The sequence below is a fragment of the Streptomyces sp. NPDC045967 genome, from assembly GCF_056430495.1.
Genome location: NZ_JBWKLE010000003.1, coordinates 352794 through 367743, shown reverse-complemented (window position 1 = coordinate 367743; position 14950 = coordinate 352794). Strand labels below are relative to the sequence as shown.

The following is a 14950-nucleotide window of genomic DNA, read 5'->3' as shown; positions in this document are numbered from 1 at the left end:
TCCTTCTACCCCCTCAACACCCCACCCCCTCTCCCACCCCCCCCCCCCAGGACCCCCCCCCCCCCCCCCCCCCCCCCCCCCCCCCCGCCCTCGGCATGTCACGGCTGCTCGGCCGGGACCGGGTCGGACGCCGGACGGTCGCGCGTCGGAGACGGCCGGGCGTCTACTCCGGCGGGCCGATGTAGTTCTTCAGGCCCGGGACGGTGAGCGTGCCGCCGAACTGGCCGGCCTGGACGACCTTGACGTCCGTGAAGAACGCGAAGGGGACGTTCAGCGGCGGCGGGCTGTTCGGGGTGAACTCGATGGGGATGATGCCGAAGAGGTTGCCCTTGAGGCTCTCCGTGTACATCGTCACCGTGCCGCCGCGGATCTTGGAGGTGGAGCCCGGGCGGGACTTCAGGTGGGCGACGTTCCCGCCCTTGCCGACGGTCTGGTAGAGGTCCTTGATGTCCAGCGAGTCCGCGGTGAACTTCAGGACCTTCTTGGTCTTGCCGCCGGCCGTCTTCACCTCGACGATGCCCGCGTAGTCCAGGCCGTAGAGGGTCAGCAGCGAGCTGTCGAGGTACCACGGCTCGTCCGGCAGGAGCGGGATGCCCGGCTCCAGCTCGGCGTCGGCCAGGGCCTGGGCGTCGTGGGTCGGGCAGGGGAAGGGTTCCTTCCCGTCCGCGTCCTTCGTCGCCTCCGGCGCCGCTTCGTCCTCCGCGGAGCCGCCCGTCTCGTCCTTCGGGCTCTTCGCGGTGTCCTTGACCTCGTCGGACAGCTCCTCGACCTCGGCCCCGGCCTTCTTCGCCGCCTCGCGGATGGCGTCGGCCGCCGGGTCGGGCGCCGGGGCCTCGGGCTTGGGGGCCTCGGGCTTCGGGGCGGTCGTCGTGGACGGCGCGGGCGTCGGGGTCGCCGGGGGCTGCGTGTCCTTGACGGGGTTCAGGAGCTTCTTGAGGGCGTCGCCGACGCCCAGCGGGTCGAGCGGGTTCGTGCTCGCGGTCGGCGTCGGCGAGGACGACGGCGTGGCCGCGGCCGGGGCGGCTTCGGCCGGCTTGGCCGCCGTCGCGGACGGGGAGGCGGAGCCGCTCGGCTTCGGCTTGGCGGCCGGGGACGACGACGCGGACGGCGAGGGGGACGCACCGGGCGAGGCACCCGGCGACGGCGACTTCGAGGGCGTCGGGGACGCCGAGGGCGACTCCTTCTCCTTCGGCTCGTCGGAGCGCGTCACGCAGGGCCCGGGCGCGAAGGGGATGTCCTTGTCGTCGGCCACCGCGAGCTTGGGCGCCATGCCCATGCCGACGAAGACCGCGGTCGGCATGGCCGCCAGCGCCATCGTCTTGCCGACGGGTATCTGGAGCTTGTTCAGCAGCGATTTCCTGGGCGCCGCGTGCCGCGGCCCCTTGATCTCGCGGGACTCTGCGCCTGGGGCCGCGCCCCGCTGCGTCTCGTCACCCCGCACTGTTCCTCCCGCCATCGGCATGGGCAGTCGTGTCGCTCGCGTGTGCCGGCGTTTCCGTGTCGCGCTGTCCCGGGATGCCCTGCGGCCCGCGGAGGTCCTGGGCTTCATGGGAGCCCGGGGCTCCGTAGCCCTGGGGGCCGTGCAGCCCGTGCGGGTCCGTCGCCGGCGCCTTGGTCATGTCCACCGCGGCCGGCTCCCGCTCCCGCCCGGACTCCTCCACCGGCTGCCCGGGGACCCAGGCCAGGGCGAGGGCGCCACCGATCATGGAGAAGGAGAAGCCGAGGAAGAAGCCGCCGAGGTTGGACACCGGGAGCGAGACGAGGGCCAGCAGGATCGCGGCCACTCCCGCGAAGACCCGGATGGCCTGCTGGAACCACAGGGCCAGGCCGAGCGTGATCAGCAGGACGCCGATGATCAGCGCGCCGGCGCCGCCCGTGGTGGCCATCGCCAGACTGACGTTGCCCAGCCGCAGGTCCGCGTACGGGAAGTAGGCGATCGGGAAGCCACCGAGGAGCGTGAACAGCCCGGCCCAGAAAGGACGGCGACCGCTCCAGGCGTGGAAGTGGTAGTACACCGCGGTGAGCCAGGCGTCGTCTTCGCGGCGAACATAAACCGGGGCCTGGGGGTTCATGGACAACAGCTCCCTGGAAACGGTGGTACGGAAAACTCTGTGGAGCCCCGGACGGGCGGGCGGCGGCTCGCGCCGCCGACCACCCCTCCGGTCACTCGCCGGGACGGACTACTTCTCGTCCTGGTAGCACGGCTGGTCGCCACCGACCAGGCGCAGCTTGAGGTCGGGCAGCTTGAAGGTGCCCGCCGTCGTCGCCCACGCCTTCTGGCGCACGTTCGTCAGGATCGCCTTGTCGGCGCGCTGCGAGAACGCGTACGGGCTGGTGACCGTGCCGGCCTGCGGCTTGGTCTTGTGGCTCGCGTCGCCGACCGCGACACCGATGTCCAGGTTCTTGAACTCGGCGTCGGTGTCGAGCTCGGCAACATCCAGGTAGATGTTGTCGGCGACGGCCGGCTTGCCCTTGTGGCCGGTGCGCAGCTGCAGCGTGATGTTGCCCATCGGCGTCGGGGTCACCAGCGACTGGCACATGTTGGTGATCTCGGCGTGGCTGAACCCGGAGATGGTGACCGGGTGGTGCTTCGCATTGCCCTTGAGGTCGTGACCCTCGGCGATGCCGCCGTACTGGATGAGGTTGGTACCGTCGAGCTTGTCGGCCGAGACCTTGAAGTCCTGGCCGGAGACGCTGAAGGACGCCGCGAGGGCTCCCTGCGCCAGACCCACACCGACCGCGGCCGTGGCCGCGATGCTCGGCACCATGACGAGCGCGAAGCGCTTCCATCTGGTCCCGCCACGAACCTGAGAACTCATTTCGTTCCTCCTTCTCGGACGTACATCTCCGGTCCGGGCCGTGCCCGTCCTGGGATGGGAGAAGTGCTACGTCCTCGGGAAGGAGCGCAGGCGCCCGGGCCGCGGCCGTGCCACGTCCGATACACCGGCGATCACCCCCGAGCGACAACCACTGGGCCACGCGTTCGCGCAACCTGGAGGGACAGGCCCCGCCGGTGCGGCGGAGACCCCCCTGTCCCGCGTCCGGCGCCAGGGGCACCGGCCGGCTCGGTGGGGATCCTCCGCCGCGGCTCCGATCGAAGCGGCGCTGCGGGAAGGACCGAGCGTCGCCGATCGTGGTCCATTCCCGGCCGGGGCACAAGGGGGTTCGTTACTGGCGGGTAACGGCCAGATAACCGGGGAAAGGCCCGCTGCCGTCGGGCAGCAACACAGGGTGTCACCGAGGGCCACGACAGATCGGGAGAAGGGCGAACACACCGGACAGTTCACGGCGTTCGACTTACTACGAGTAACAGCGGCCGCGATTGCCAAGTTTTGGCAAAGTGCGGCCGCTGTTTATCTACGTGTCAACAAAACGCACGGGGACGCCGCGCGTTCGGCCGACGGTTCAGAACAGCACCCGGGCCAGCGCCGTACGGGCCGCCGAGACCCGCGGGTCGTCCGCGCCGATGACCTCGAACAGCTCCAGCAGGCGCAGCCGTACGGCGTCGCGGTCCGCACCGAACGTCACCCGCACGGTGTCGACCAGGCGCCCGAAGGCGTCCTCCACGTGTCCGCCGACCAGGTCGAGGTCGGCCGCGGCGATCTGCGCCGCCGGATCGTTCGGCTTCTCGGCGGCCGCGGTGCGCACCGCCTGCGGGTCCATGTCCTGGACGCGGACGAGGAGTTCCGCCTGGGCCAGGCCCAGCTTGGCCTCGCTGTTGCCCGGGTCGTCGGACAGCACGTTCTTGTACGCCTGCACCGCGCCGCCCAGGTCGCCCGCGTCGAGCGCGGCGACGGCCGCCTCCAGCAGGGCGTCGTACGGACCGGGCGGGAGCTCGGCCTCGACGGCGGCCCGGGGCGCGCCCTGCGCGGCGGGGTCCACCTCGATGCCGATGATCCCGAACCGCTCCTCGGCCACCTGCACCAGCTGGGCGAGGGTCTCGCGGATCTGCTGCTCGGGAACCGCGCCCTGGAACAGCGGCAGCACCTGACCGGCCACCACGGCGAAGACGGCCGGGATGCCCTGGATCTGGAACTGCTGCATGAGCAGCTGGTTGGCGTCGACGTCGACCTTGGCCAGGACGAGACGGCCGTTCGCCTCGACGGTCAGGCGCTCCAGGAGCGGGCTGAGCTGCTTGCACGGCTCACACCACTCGGCCCAGAAGTCCAGGACGACCGGGACCTCGGCGGAGAGCTGGAGCACATCGCGTTCGAACGCGGCCTCGTCGACATCGATGACGAGGGCGGAGGGCGGCACCGCGCCGGCGGCCGGGCCCGCGCCGCCGCCCTGGGCCGCCTGCCGGGCGGATTCGGCACGGGCCTGCTCGGCCTTGGCCTTGGCTTCGCCGGCCGCCTTCACCGCGGCGAGGTCGACGACGCCGCTCATGGACATGTTTCTGGGCTGCATGCGTACATCCTCCCCCGAGTGCGCGCGCCGACGAAAAAGATCGCGGGAATTGACCTGATCCGCGACCGTGGTGCTGGTCGGCGCCGGGTCCCCACCTGGCGCCAGTAGCTCTTCGCGTGGTTGTCGCTCTTACGCTACGAGTCGTAGCGTAACTCCTCCCGGCCCCGCCGCGCCCGTGATCTGAACCACAGCGGCCCGCTGGCCTACCGGCGGGTATGGTCTCGGCCATGCGCAACCCGAGTCCCGGCCGCACCGGCCGCCCCGGCCGCCCTCGCAGCGCCGCCGCGGACGCCGCGATCCTCGCGGCGACCCGGGACGCGCTGGTGGAGCTGGGCTGGTCGAAGCTGACGATGGGCGACGTCTCGGCCCGCGCCGGGGTCGCCAAGACCACGCTCTACCGGCGCTGGGCGGGCAAGAACGAGCTGGTCGTGGACGCCGTGGCGGAACTGTTCGACTCCCTGGAGCTGCCGGACCGCGGCTCCCTGGAAGCGGACATCGAGTACGTGGTCCTGCGGTTCGCGGAGCTGCTGCGGCGACCGGAGGCCCGCACCGCCCTGATGGCGGTGGTGGCCGAGTCCACCCGGGACGAGGCCCTGCGCGACCGTATCCGCTCGGCCATCGTGGACCGGCAGAAACGTCTCGTCGTACTGGGCCGGGCCCGGGCCCAGGCCCGCGGGGAACTCCCCGACGAGGAGGACGAGGCCCTCGCCGGCCACACCACCGACCTGATCTTCGACGTGATCGCGGGCACCGTGGTGCACCGTGCGCTGGTGAGCTGCGAGCCGGTGGACGAACTCTGGGTGGCCGCCTTCACGGCCCTGCTGATGCACGGCCTGCGGGGCCCGGCCGGGACCTGAACGGGCCCCGCCCGGGGGCGGCGGCACGACCAGGCGGCCCGCCGCGCCGCCCGCCGGCAGCACGACGGCCGGTCAGCGCGCCGCCCTTCGGCGCCCTGACCGGCCGTCTTCCGTTCGCGGTGGCCTCAGAAACCCGGCGGCTCGGTGTAGGTGCCCCACTCGTCGCGCAGGGCATTGCAGATCTCGCCCAGCGTGGCCTCGGCCCGCACCGCGTCCAGCATGGCCGGAATCATGTTCGACCCGTCCCGGGCGGCGTCCAGCATGGTCTTCAGGGACGCGCTGACCTTGGCGTCGTCGCGACGGGCCTTGCGGTCGGCGAGGGCCCGGACCTGCTCGCGCTCCACTTCGTGGCTGACGCGCAGGATCTCCAGGTCCCCGGTGACCGAGCCGTGGTGGACGTTGACGCCGACGACCCGCTTGTCGCCCTTCTCCAGCGACCGCTGGTACTGGAAGGCCGACTCGGCGATCTCTCCGGTGAACCAGCCGTCCTCGATGCCGCGCAGGATGCCGGAGGTGATCGGCCCGATCGGGTGCTGCCCGTCCGGGTGGGCGCGCAGCCCGCGCTCCTTGATCTGGTCGAAGATCTTCTCGGCGTCCGCCTCGATGCGGTCGGTGAGCTGCTCCACGTACCAGGAGCCGCCCAGCGGGTCGGCCACGTTGGCGACGCCGGTCTCCTCCATCAGCACCTGCTGGGTGCGCAGGGCGATCTCGGCGGCCTGCTCGCTGGGCAGGGCGAGCGTCTCGTCGAGGGCGTTGGTGTGCAGCGAGTTGGTGCCGCCGAGGACGGCCGCGAGGGCTTCGACGGCGGTGCGCACGACGTTGTTGTACGGCTGCTGGGCGGTCAGCGAGACGCCGGCGGTCTGCGTGTGGAAGCGCAGCCACATCGACTTCTCGCTCTGCGCCCCGTAGACCTCCTTCATCCAGCGCGCCCAGATCCGGCGGGCCGCGCGGAACTTGGCGATCTCCTCGAAGAAGTCGAGGTGCGCGTCGAAGAAGAAGGAGAGCCCGGAGGCGAAGTGGTCCACGTCCAGGCCGCGCGAGAGCCCGAGCTCCACGTAGCCGAAGCCGTCCGCCAGGGTGTAGGCGAGCTCCTGCGCGGCCGTCGCCCCGGCCTCGCGGATGTGGTAGCCGGAGACGGACAGCGGCTTGTAGGCCGGGATGCCCTTCGCGCAGTACTCCATGAGGTCGCCGATGAGGCGCAGGTGCGGCTCGGGTTCGAAGAGCCACTCCTTCTGGGCGATGTACTCCTTGAAGATGTCGGTCTGGAGCGTGCCGTTGAGCAGGGCCGGGTCCACACCCTGCCGCTCCGCGGCGACCAGGTACATGCAGAAGGCGGGCACGGCGGGGCCCGAGATGGTCATGGAGGTGGTGACGTCGCCCAGCGGGATGTCCTGGAAGAGGACCTCCATGTCGGCGGCGGAGTCGATGGCCACCCCGCAGTGGCCCACCTCGCCCAGGGAGCGGGGGTCGTCGGAGTCGCGGCCCATGAGGGTCGGCATGTCGAAGGCGACGGAGAGCCCGCCGCCGCCGGCCGCCAGGATCATCTTGTAGCGCTCGTTGGTCTGCTCGGCGTTCCCGAACCCGGCGAACTGCCGGATGGTCCAGGTGCGGCCCCGGTATCCGGTCGCGTGCAGGCCGCGGGTGTACGGGTACTCCCCCGGCCAGCCGATGCGCTCGAATCCCTCGTACGCGTCACCGGGCCGGGGCCCGTAGACCGGATCGACATCATCGCCGGAGAGCGTGGTGAAATCTGCCTCGCGCTTGCGGGCCTTGTCGTAACGGGCCTGCCAGCGACGGCGGCCTTCCTCGATGGCGTCTGCGTCCATACCTCGAATTTACTAGGACGTCCTAGTAAATGTCGATGGCAAACCCCGGGGAGATGTCGCGGCGTGTCCCCGGGGCGTGCGCGGATCGAGGGGTGGTTCAGGCCTTGGCGGTCGCGAGGGGGTCGCTGACCAGCGGCTCGACCTCGGCGCGGACCTTGCGCTCGACGAAGAAGGCGGCCAGCGGAATCGTGCCGCTGAGCATCACCCACAGCATCTTGCCGAAGGACCACCTGGCCTTGGAGCTCAGGTCGAAGGCGAAGACGAGGTAGACCATGAAGAGCACGCCGTGGGCCTGGGACACCACGAACGTCAGGTCGGCCCCCATGTCGAAGCCGTACTTGAAAATCATGCAGGTGCACAGCACCAGCAGCATCACGGCGGTGGCGAAGGCCATCACCCGGTAGCGGGTCAGCACGCTCTTCTTCATGCGTCCGAGCCTAACCGTCCGTTTTGCTCGATCTTGACGGGGGCCTACTTCTCCTCGAAGTCCGCCGCGGCCACCCGCAGCGGCCGCAGCAGCGCGAAGATCTCCGCGCACTCCTCCGCGTCGTACACCCCGAGGCCGAAGTCGACCTCCATCAGGTCCTTGGTCGCGGCCTCGACGACCTCGCGGCCCTTGTCCGTGATGGAGGCGAGGGTGCCGCGGCCGTCGTTGGGGTTGGGCCGCTTGTCGACGAGCCCGGACCTGACCAGCCGGTCCACGGTGTTCGTCACCGACGTCGGGTGGACCATCAGCCGCTCGCCGATCTTCGACATGGGCAGCTCGCCGGCCTTGGAGAAGGTGAGCAGCACCAGCGCCTCGTACCGCGCGAAGGTCAGGCCGTACGGCTTGACCACGGCGTCGACCTCGCCGAGCAGGATCTGGTGCGCGCGCATGATCGAGGTGATCGCCGCCATGGCGGGCACCGGCCCCCAGCGACGCTGCCAGAGCTCGTCGGCGCGGGCGATGGGGTCGAAGGGAAGGCTGAGCGGCTTGGACACGTAGCAGACCCTACCCGTCGGTCATTTGGCGGCGGGCCCCGTCTCACTCCTCGGTTGCCCGACTTTCCGTGCGGTGGCGCAGAGTTCGGCCCGGCGGTCGAGGCCGAGAGGGTGGATCGGGGGGGGAGACGGCCGGCCCTGCGAACGCACCGCACGCCCGCCGTCGCGCCGGCGGCGGTGAGCCCGCGGTGTCGCAAGGCGGTGACACCTGTCCGCCATGTCACGATATGTCGATCCGTCCGATCGTCCGCGCCCGGACCCCGCCGCCCGATCCTTCGTCCCGAGGAGCCGGATGCGCCCCGCCCTTTCCCGACGCGCCGTTCCCAGACGCGCCGCCACCACCCTCGGCCTCCTGCTGTGCCTCGCCGCGACCGCCGCGTGCTCCGGGGACCCCGCGCCCGAACGGGGAACCCCGGGCGCCCCCGCCGGCCCCGCCGCCGACGGGACCGCCGCATCTCCGTACTGGGTGGACCCGGCAGGCCAGGCCGCCCGGCAGGTGGCCGCCTGGGAGGCGGCGGGCCGCCACAGCGACGCCCAGGTGCTGCGCAGGATCGCGGAACGGCCGGCGGCCCTGTGGCCGCGGGGCGCCGACCCCCGCCCGGAGATCCGCCGCGCCGCGGCCGGCGCCCGGGCCGCCGGGCGGACGCTGGTGCTCGCCGCGCACCGCCTGCCGTCCCCCGACTGCGGCCGGCAGAAGGCCGGCGGCGCCCCGAGCCCCGCCGCCTACCGCGGCTGGATCGGCGCCTTCGCCGAGGCCGTCGGGAGCACCGGGGCCCTCGTCGTGCTCGAGCCGGAGGCGCTCACGCGCATCATCGAGGGCTGCACCCGGCCCGAGCACCGGGCCGAGCGCTACCGCCTGCTCGCCGAGGCCGTCGGCCGGCTCAAGCGCAACCCCCGCACCAAGGTCTACCTGGACGCCGGCCCGGGGCGGATCAAGGACCCGGCGGACCTGGCCGGGCCGCTGCGCGAGGCGGGCCTCGCCCGCGCCGACGGCTTCGCGCTCAACGTCGCCGGCTTCCTGCCCGACGCCGCGGTGCGGGCGTACGGCGCCAAGGTCTCCCGGGCCGCCGGCGGCGCGCACTTCGTCGTCGACACCAGCCGCAACGGGGCGGGCCCGCTGCCCGGCGGCCAGGGCGACGCCGGCTGCAACCCGCCCGGCCGGGCGCTGGGCACACCCCCGACGGACCGGACCGGCGACCGGCTCGTCGACGCGTACCTGTGGATCAAGCGTCCCGGCGAGTCCGACGGCCCCTGCCGCGGCGGCCCGCGGGCGGGCACCTGGTGGCCGGACTACGCACTGGGCCTGGCCCGCCGGGCGAGGGACTGACCCTGCGGTCGCCCCGCGCACGACGCGCGCCCCCGGCCGTCGGGGCCGGGGGCGCGCGTGGAGCAGCGGCAGGAGGAGGGGCAGAGGGAGCGGGAGGGTCAGCCCCCGGCGAGATGGCGTTCCACCGTCTCGACCTTCGATGTCATGCCGTCGGACACTCCGGGGCGGATGTCGGCCTTCAGGATGAAGGAGACGCGCGGCGCCCGCTCCTCCACGGCCGCCACCGCGCGCCGGACCACGTCCATGACCTCGTCCCACTCGCCTTCGATGGTGGTGAACATGGCGTCGGTGCGGTGCGGCAGCCCCGAGGCGCGGACCACCCGGACCGCGTCGGCGACGTACTCCCCGACCTCTTCGCCGACCCCCAGCGGGGTGACGGAGAACGCGACGATCACGCTTCGGCCGCCAGCCGGGCGCGGGCCGCGATCACGCTGTCGGCCTCGTCCCGCTTGAGCAGGCGGTCGCCGTACAGTCCGCCGAAGGGCAGCAGCGCCAGGACGAAGAACAGCGCGACCTTCTTCACGGGCCACTTCGCCTTGTTCCAGACATCCAGCAGGAAGAGCGCGTAGAGGACGAAGAGGAACCCGTGCAGGACGCCGAGCGGCATCATCAGGTAGTCGACGTCCGAGATCCGGCTCAGCAGCGAGCCGAAGATCAGCAGAGCCGGGAACGACAGCGCCTCCGGGACGGAGATGAGGCGCAGCCGGTGCAGGGCGGAGGCGGTCTTGATGTCCACGGGGAACCTTCGAAGGTGAGCGGCCTGGGGCGGTCCCAGTGTCTCAGCCGCTTTGCGGGATCTTGACCCGGGCCCCCTCTCCGCCGGGTGCCGCGGCCCGTCCGGCGCGTGCGCTGATGCCCCGAGTCGTCCCTAATCGCTCCTGAAACGGCCCGGGTGTGGCGTATATCGGCCACGGGGCCCTGTTCCCCTCCGCCCGCTGCGGATAACGTCATCCCGTGGCTCAGTTCCGACTCCAAGGCAGCAAGGTGCTCGCCGTCGACCTGACCGGGGACGCCGTGAAAGCGAAGAACGGCTCCATGGTCGCGTACGACGGGCAGATGGCCTTCAAGAAGATGTCCGGCGGCGGCGAAGGCATCCGCGGGATGGTGACCCGCCGCCTCACCGGCGAGCAGATGACCGTGATGGAGGTACAGGGGCACGGCACCTGCTTCTTCGCCGACCGCGCGAGCGAGATCAACCTGGTCGCCCTGCGCGGCGAGAAGCTCTACGTCGAGTCCAGCAACCTGCTGTGCACCGACGGCGGGCTGCGCACCGGCACGACGTTCACCGGCCTGCGGGGTGCGACGACGGGCAACGGCCTGTTCACCACGACCGTGGAGGGTTCGGGCCAGGCGGCGATCATGTCCGACGGCCCGGCGGTGGTGCTGCGCGTCAGCGCCCAGTACCCGCTGTCCGTCGACCCGGGGGCCTACATCGCGCACACCGGCGACCTCCGCCAGTCCTTCCAGTCCGGGGTGAACTTCCGCACGCTGATCGGCGAGGGCTCCGGTGAGTCCTTCCAGATCCGCTTCGAGGGCGAGGGCCTGGTGTACGTGCAGCCCAGCGAGCGCAACACCGTCGGGGGCGACGTCTGATGCCGTTCCGCGAGATCAACTCGAAGATGGTCGAGGCCCAGGTGATCCCGGGGCAGAGGATGTACAGCCAGCGCGGCGCGATGCTCGCCTACCGCGGCGAGGTCTCCTTCACGCCGAGCGTGACAGGCGGTCAGGGCGGGGTCATGGGCATGATCGGGCGCCGGGTGGCCAACGAGCAGACCCCGCTGATGACGGTCGAGGGCAGCGGCACCGTGATGTTCGGCCACGGCGGCCACCACATCCAGGTGATCAATCTGACCGGCGAGACGCTGTACGTGGAGGCCGACCGGCTGCTGGCGTTCGACGGGACGCTCCAGCAGGGCACGATGTTCATGGGTTCGCAGGGCGGGGTCATGGGCATGGTCCGCGGCCAGGTGACCGGCCAGGGCCTGTTCACCACGACCCTCAAGGGCCACGGCGAGGTCGCGGTGATGGCCCACGGCGGAGTGATCGAACTGCCCATCCACCCGAACCGGCCGGTCCACGTGGACCCCCAGGCGTACGTCGCCCACCACGGCGAGGTGCGCAACAAGCTCTCCACCGCGCTCGGCTGGCGGGACATGGTGGGGCGCGGCTCGGGTGAGGCGTTCCAGCTGGAGCTGTCCGGCCAGGGCGCGGTGTACGTACAGGCCTCGGAGGAGAAGCTGTGAACTTTGGTCCCGTGATCGGCGGACCCGGCGGCCCGACGGTCTTCGACCCGTACACCCTGCCCTCCGACGACAACGTGAACGCGTACACCTTCTGCGTGGAGCTCAAGGGGAGCCAGTGGTTCCTGCAGAAGGGCAAGATGATCTCGTACTACGGGAGCATCGAGTTCAGCGGCATCGGGCACGGCCGCTTCGACCGGCTGCTGCGCACCAGCTTCCACTCGCCGCTGCACGCGAGCGACTGGGTGGTGGCCGAGGGGCAGGGCAAGATGCTCCTCGCCGACCGGGCGTTCGACGTGAACTCCTACGACCTGGACAACGGGAACCTGACCATCCGGTCGGGCAACCTGCTGGCCTACCAGCCCTCCCTCGCCCTCAAGCAGTCGATCGTCCCGGGCTTCCTGACGCTGATCGGCACGGGCAAGTTCGTGGCGGCCTCCAACGGGCCGGTGGTGTTCATGGAGCCGCCGCTGCGCGTGGACCCGCAGGCGCTGGTGGGCTGGGCGGACTGCCCCTCTCCGTGCCACCACTACGACCACGGCTACATGGCGGGCGTGATGGGCGGCCTGCGCTCGCTCACGGGCATCGGCGGCACCTCGGGCGAGGAGCACCAATTCGAGTTCGTCGGGGCGGGCACGGTGCTGCTCCAGTCGTCGGAGATGCTGATGGCGGAGCAGGCGGTCGGCACGGTCGGCGCCGGTGCTGCCACGGGCAACGCCCAGGGCGTGCCGGGGGCCGGCCAGGGGCCGATGGGCCAGCCGGGCGTCCCGCGGATGCCGGGGCAGCTGGGTGATCTCCAGCGCCGCTTCGGACTGTGACGCCCGGCCCGGTTTCCGGGCCGCCCGCGACGCCCGGCCCGGACTCCGGGTCCCGCCCGTTTTTGTACGCAATTCAACTTTTTAGGTAGAGTTCATTCATGGAGACCATGGAGACCGAGACGGCAACCCGGTGGCTGACCGACGCCGAGCAGTGCGCCTGGCGCACCCACCTGGACGTCAGCAGACTGCTGATGCACCAGCTGGAAAAGGACCTCCAGCCCTTCGGACTCACCAACAACGACTACGAGATCCTCGTGAACCTCTCGGAGTCGCCGGAGCGGCGGATGCGGATGAGCGACCTCGCGACCGCCACCCTGCAGTCGAAGAGCCGGCTGTCCCACCAGATCACCCGAATGGAGGCGGCGGGCCTGGTCCGCCGCGTCAACTGCGAGTCCGACCGCCGCGGCCTGTTCGCGGTGCTCACGGACGAGGGCATGGAGACGATGCGCAAGGTCGCCCCGCACCACGTGGCGTCCGTCCGCCGGCACTTCATCGACCTGCTGCCGCCGCAGGCCCTGGCGGCACTGCGCGAGTCGCTGAACCCGGTGGCGGAGCACCTGCGCGACAACCGCGGCAAGGCCTGACCGGCCTCGAGCGCCCCGGGGCGCGCCGGACGGCGGTCGGCCCGACAATGGCGGGGAACGCTCGCTGCCGGCCGCCGTCCTGCGGGCAGCCGCAGGTGGTACGGCCGGCCTGAGGAGGTCAGCCCATGAAGCGCAACGCGTACGTCTGTGTGGCCGCGTCCGTGGTCCTGATGGCGGGAGGCCCGGTGGCGGCCGCCGCGACGGCACCCGCCGACGCGGCGAGAACCGCCCCCGCGGCGGCGGCCCCGACGGTCGACGTCACGGCGGAGGCCGTGCTCGCCGCGGCCCTGAAGGACTACCCCGGAGTCGTCGAGTCCCTCGACCGCGACGGCGGCGTCTGGCACGTGGACGTGATCACCAAGGACGGCAAGGGCCACGCCGAGCTGGAGGTCGACGCCACGAGCGGCGCGGTCACCCGGCAGGACGTGGACACCGACGAGGACCCCGCCGAGCACAAGGACCTGCTCGCCGCCAAGGTCACCGCCGCGCAGGCCGCCAAGGCCGCGCTCGCCGCCCATCCCGGACAGATCCGGACGGTCGAGTGGGATTCCGCGGACGACGGCCGGGCCGCGTCCTGGCACGTCGAAGTGCGGGGTTCCGACGGCAAGACGTGGGACGCGTCGGTGGACGGCGCGACCGGCAAGGCCACCACGCGGCCCGACGTGGACGACGACACGGGCGGTGGCACGGACAGCGGCAACGGCTGACCGGCGTACACATGCGACAGGAGCCGCGCCCCGTGCCGGGGGCGCGGCTCCTGCCGTACTGTTCGGGCGGCCGGTCAGGCGTTGGGACGCTTGCCGTGGTTCGCCTTCTTCTTCTTGCGTGCTCGCTTCTTGTTGCCGCGCTTGGCCATGAGCCACTCCCTGAATGAATCGGGGTAATCCGGGCGTCGCCAGTCTAGGGGCGGCGCGCCGCTCCCGCATCAGGCTTCGGTCAAGCTCTCCAGCAGGACGTCGGCCGCCGCGTACGGATCGAGCTCGCCCCCGGCCACCCGGGCCGCCAGCGCCTCCAGCCGCGCGTTGCCGCGCAGATCGGCCATCCGGGTGCGCAGCGAGGTCACCGCGATGGTCTCCACCTCGCGCGCCGCCCGCGCCGTGCGCCGCTCCGCCAGGACCCCGTGCTCGTCCATCCACGCCCGGTGCTTCTCCAGCGCCTCGACGAGTTCGTCGATGCCCTGCGCCCGCGCGGCGACGGTCTTGATGATGGGCGGGCGCCAGTCACCAGCCCCCCGGGACTCCCCGAGGCCCAGCATGTGGTTCAGCTCCCGGGCCGTCGCGTCCGCGCCGTCCCGGTCGGCCTTGTTCACCACGTACACGTCGCCGATCTCCAGGATCCCCGCCTTCGCGGCCTGGATCCCGTCACCCATCCCCGGCGCCAGCAGCACCACCGAGGTGTCCGCCTGGGCCGCGATCTCCACCTCCGACTGGCCGACGCCGACCGTCTCGACCAGGACCACCTCGCAGCCGGCCGCGTCCAGCACCCGGATCGCCTGCGGGGCGGCCCAGGCGAGCCCGCCCAGGTGGCCGCGGGTCGCCATGGACCGGATGTAGACCCCCGGATCGGAGGCGTGGTCGGACATGCGCACCCGGTCGCCGAGCAGCGCGCCGCCGGAGAAGGGCGAGGAGGGGTCGACGGCGAGCACGCCGACCCGCTTGCCGGCCTTGCGGTAGGCGGACACCAGCGCCGAGGTCGAGGTCGACTTGCCGACACCCGGCGACCCGGTCAGCCCCACCACGTACGCGTTGCCCGTGAGCGGGGCCAGTGCCGCCATCACCTCGCGCAGCTGCGGGGACGCCCCCTCCACCAGCGAGATCAGCCGGGCCACCGCTCTCGGCCTGCCCTCCCGTGCCTGGGCCACCAGCTGGGGGACGTCCACCGCCGTCATACGTGCTGCGCTCCTCGGTTCT

General features: G+C 71.8%; 18 protein-coding genes. 7 read left to right on the top strand and 11 right to left on the bottom strand.

Annotation, left to right across the window (positions count from 1 at the left end; genetic code table 11):
* Positions 1-163 precede the first annotated feature (163 nt).
* The 4 genes from AC07FY_RS08655 to AC07FY_RS08640 form a co-directional block, all read right to left on the bottom strand.
* Positions 164-1441: a hypothetical protein gene (locus tag AC07FY_RS08655; RefSeq protein WP_479002494.1), complete on the bottom strand. Its 1278-nt coding sequence runs from the start codon at positions 1439-1441 to the stop codon at positions 164-166.
* The gene (locus tag AC07FY_RS08650) at positions 1431-2072 is read right to left on the bottom strand and encodes a DUF6114 domain-containing protein (protein WP_479002491.1); all 642 of its coding nucleotides are present in this window, start codon (positions 2070-2072) and stop codon (positions 1431-1433) included. The genes AC07FY_RS08655 and AC07FY_RS08650 overlap by 11 nt, the downstream gene beginning before the upstream one ends.
* Positions 2073-2180: 108 nt before the next feature.
* Positions 2181-2819, bottom strand: coding sequence for a DUF6230 family protein (locus tag AC07FY_RS08645; protein WP_479002488.1), 639 nt, complete (start codon positions 2817-2819; stop codon positions 2181-2183).
* Positions 2820-3405: 586 nt separating this feature from the next.
* Positions 3406-4407, bottom strand: a complete 1002-nt coding sequence (locus tag AC07FY_RS08640) for a tetratricopeptide repeat protein (protein WP_479002486.1) — start codon at positions 4405-4407, stop codon at positions 3406-3408.
* A 227-nt stretch (positions 4408-4634) separates the two neighbouring features.
* Between AC07FY_RS08640 and AC07FY_RS08635 the strand changes: the two genes are divergently transcribed.
* A complete protein-coding gene (locus AC07FY_RS08635; protein WP_479002484.1) occupies positions 4635-5264 on the top strand; it encodes a TetR/AcrR family transcriptional regulator in 630 nt (209 codons plus the stop codon).
* 125 nt (positions 5265-5389) lie between these two features.
* Here the strand turns inward: AC07FY_RS08635 and AC07FY_RS08630 are convergent, their stop codons facing one another.
* The 3 genes from AC07FY_RS08630 to AC07FY_RS08620 form a co-directional block, all read right to left on the bottom strand.
* Positions 5390-7090 carry an acyl-CoA mutase large subunit family protein gene (locus tag AC07FY_RS08630; protein ID WP_479002481.1) on the bottom strand — a complete coding sequence of 567 codons (1701 nt, stop codon included), beginning with the start codon at positions 7088-7090 and terminating at the stop codon, positions 5390-5392.
* A 97-nt stretch (positions 7091-7187) separates the two neighbouring features.
* Positions 7188-7517, bottom strand: coding sequence for a DUF3817 domain-containing protein (locus tag AC07FY_RS08625; protein WP_479002478.1), 330 nt, complete (start codon positions 7515-7517; stop codon positions 7188-7190).
* Positions 7518-7561: 44 nt separating this feature from the next.
* On the bottom strand, positions 7562-8071 hold the full coding sequence (locus AC07FY_RS08620; protein ID WP_479002476.1) for a MarR family winged helix-turn-helix transcriptional regulator: 510 nt from the start codon (positions 8069-8071) through the stop codon (positions 7562-7564).
* Positions 8072-8363: 292 nt separating this feature from the next.
* On the opposite strand from AC07FY_RS08620, the gene AC07FY_RS08615 reads away from it, so the two are divergent.
* A complete protein-coding gene (locus AC07FY_RS08615; RefSeq protein WP_479002473.1) occupies positions 8364-9398 on the top strand; it encodes a glycoside hydrolase family 6 protein in 1035 nt (344 codons plus the stop codon).
* A 98-nt stretch (positions 9399-9496) separates the two neighbouring features.
* On the opposite strand, the gene AC07FY_RS08610 is transcribed toward AC07FY_RS08615, so the two are convergent.
* Entirely contained in the window at positions 9497-9793 is a 297-nt protein-coding gene (locus AC07FY_RS08610; protein ID WP_479002470.1) for an MTH1187 family thiamine-binding protein, read from the bottom strand.
* A complete protein-coding gene (locus AC07FY_RS08605; protein WP_479002467.1) occupies positions 9790-10134 on the bottom strand; it encodes a DUF3817 domain-containing protein in 345 nt (114 codons plus the stop codon). The genes AC07FY_RS08610 and AC07FY_RS08605 overlap by 4 nt, the downstream gene beginning before the upstream one ends.
* A gap of 218 nt (positions 10135-10352) precedes the next feature.
* Between AC07FY_RS08605 and AC07FY_RS08600 the strand changes: the two genes are divergently transcribed.
* From AC07FY_RS08600 to AC07FY_RS08580, 5 genes are all read left to right on the top strand, one after another.
* The gene (locus AC07FY_RS08600; RefSeq protein ID WP_479002464.1) at positions 10353-10991 is read left to right on the top strand and encodes an AIM24 family protein; all 639 of its coding nucleotides are present in this window, start codon (positions 10353-10355) and stop codon (positions 10989-10991) included.
* Positions 10991-11641 carry an AIM24 family protein gene (locus AC07FY_RS08595; protein WP_479002461.1) on the top strand — a complete coding sequence of 217 codons (651 nt, stop codon included), beginning with the start codon at positions 10991-10993 and terminating at the stop codon, positions 11639-11641. Before AC07FY_RS08600 ends, AC07FY_RS08595 begins: the two co-directional genes overlap by 1 nt.
* Entirely contained in the window at positions 11638-12456 is an 819-nt protein-coding gene (locus AC07FY_RS08590) for an AIM24 family protein (protein ID WP_479002458.1), read from the top strand. Before AC07FY_RS08595 ends, AC07FY_RS08590 begins: the two co-directional genes overlap by 4 nt.
* A gap of 107 nt (positions 12457-12563) precedes the next feature.
* Positions 12564-13040: a MarR family winged helix-turn-helix transcriptional regulator gene (locus AC07FY_RS08585; protein ID WP_479003173.1), complete on the top strand. Its 477-nt coding sequence runs from the start codon at positions 12564-12566 to the stop codon at positions 13038-13040.
* A gap of 125 nt (positions 13041-13165) precedes the next feature.
* Positions 13166-13747 (top strand): PepSY domain-containing protein, encoded by a 582-nt coding sequence (locus AC07FY_RS08580; protein ID WP_479002455.1) that lies wholly within the window; start codon positions 13166-13168, stop codon positions 13745-13747.
* Between the two features lie 74 nt (positions 13748-13821).
* Here AC07FY_RS08580 and AC07FY_RS08575 read toward each other — a convergent pair whose 3' ends face one another.
* Positions 13822-13896, bottom strand: coding sequence for a 50S ribosomal protein bL37 (locus AC07FY_RS08575; protein WP_099895366.1), 75 nt, complete (start codon positions 13894-13896; stop codon positions 13822-13824).
* A gap of 69 nt (positions 13897-13965) precedes the next feature.
* On the bottom strand, positions 13966-14928 hold the full coding sequence (gene meaB / locus AC07FY_RS08570) for a methylmalonyl Co-A mutase-associated GTPase MeaB (protein ID WP_479002453.1): 963 nt from the start codon (positions 14926-14928) through the stop codon (positions 13966-13968).
* Positions 14929-14950 lie beyond the last annotated feature (22 nt).

Coding starts and splice junctions, on each gene's coding strand:
- AC07FY_RS08650 (WP_479002491.1), bottom strand. CDS start 2,072: ATGAACCCCCAGGCCCCGGTTTATGTTCGCCGCGAAGACGACGCCTGG.
- AC07FY_RS08645 (WP_479002488.1), bottom strand. CDS start 2,819: ATGAGTTCTCAGGTTCGTGGCGGGACCAGATGGAAGCGCTTCGCGCTC.
- AC07FY_RS08640 (WP_479002486.1), bottom strand. CDS start 4,407: ATGCAGCCCAGAAACATGTCCATGAGCGGCGTCGTCGACCTCGCCGCG.
- AC07FY_RS08635 (WP_479002484.1), top strand. CDS start 4,635: ATGCGCAACCCGAGTCCCGGCCGCACCGGCCGCCCCGGCCGCCCTCGC.
- AC07FY_RS08630 (WP_479002481.1), bottom strand. CDS start 7,090: ATGGACGCAGACGCCATCGAGGAAGGCCGCCGTCGCTGGCAGGCCCGT.
- AC07FY_RS08625 (WP_479002478.1), bottom strand. CDS start 7,517: ATGAAGAAGAGCGTGCTGACCCGCTACCGGGTGATGGCCTTCGCCACC.
- AC07FY_RS08615 (WP_479002473.1), top strand. CDS start 8,364: ATGCGCCCCGCCCTTTCCCGACGCGCCGTTCCCAGACGCGCCGCCACC.
- AC07FY_RS08595 (WP_479002461.1), top strand. CDS start 10,991: ATGCCGTTCCGCGAGATCAACTCGAAGATGGTCGAGGCCCAGGTGATC.
- AC07FY_RS08585 (WP_479003173.1), top strand. CDS start 12,564: ATGGAGACCGAGACGGCAACCCGGTGGCTGACCGACGCCGAGCAGTGC.
- AC07FY_RS08580 (WP_479002455.1), top strand. CDS start 13,166: ATGAAGCGCAACGCGTACGTCTGTGTGGCCGCGTCCGTGGTCCTGATG.
- meaB (WP_479002453.1), bottom strand. CDS start 14,928: ATGACGGCGGTGGACGTCCCCCAGCTGGTGGCCCAGGCACGGGAGGGC.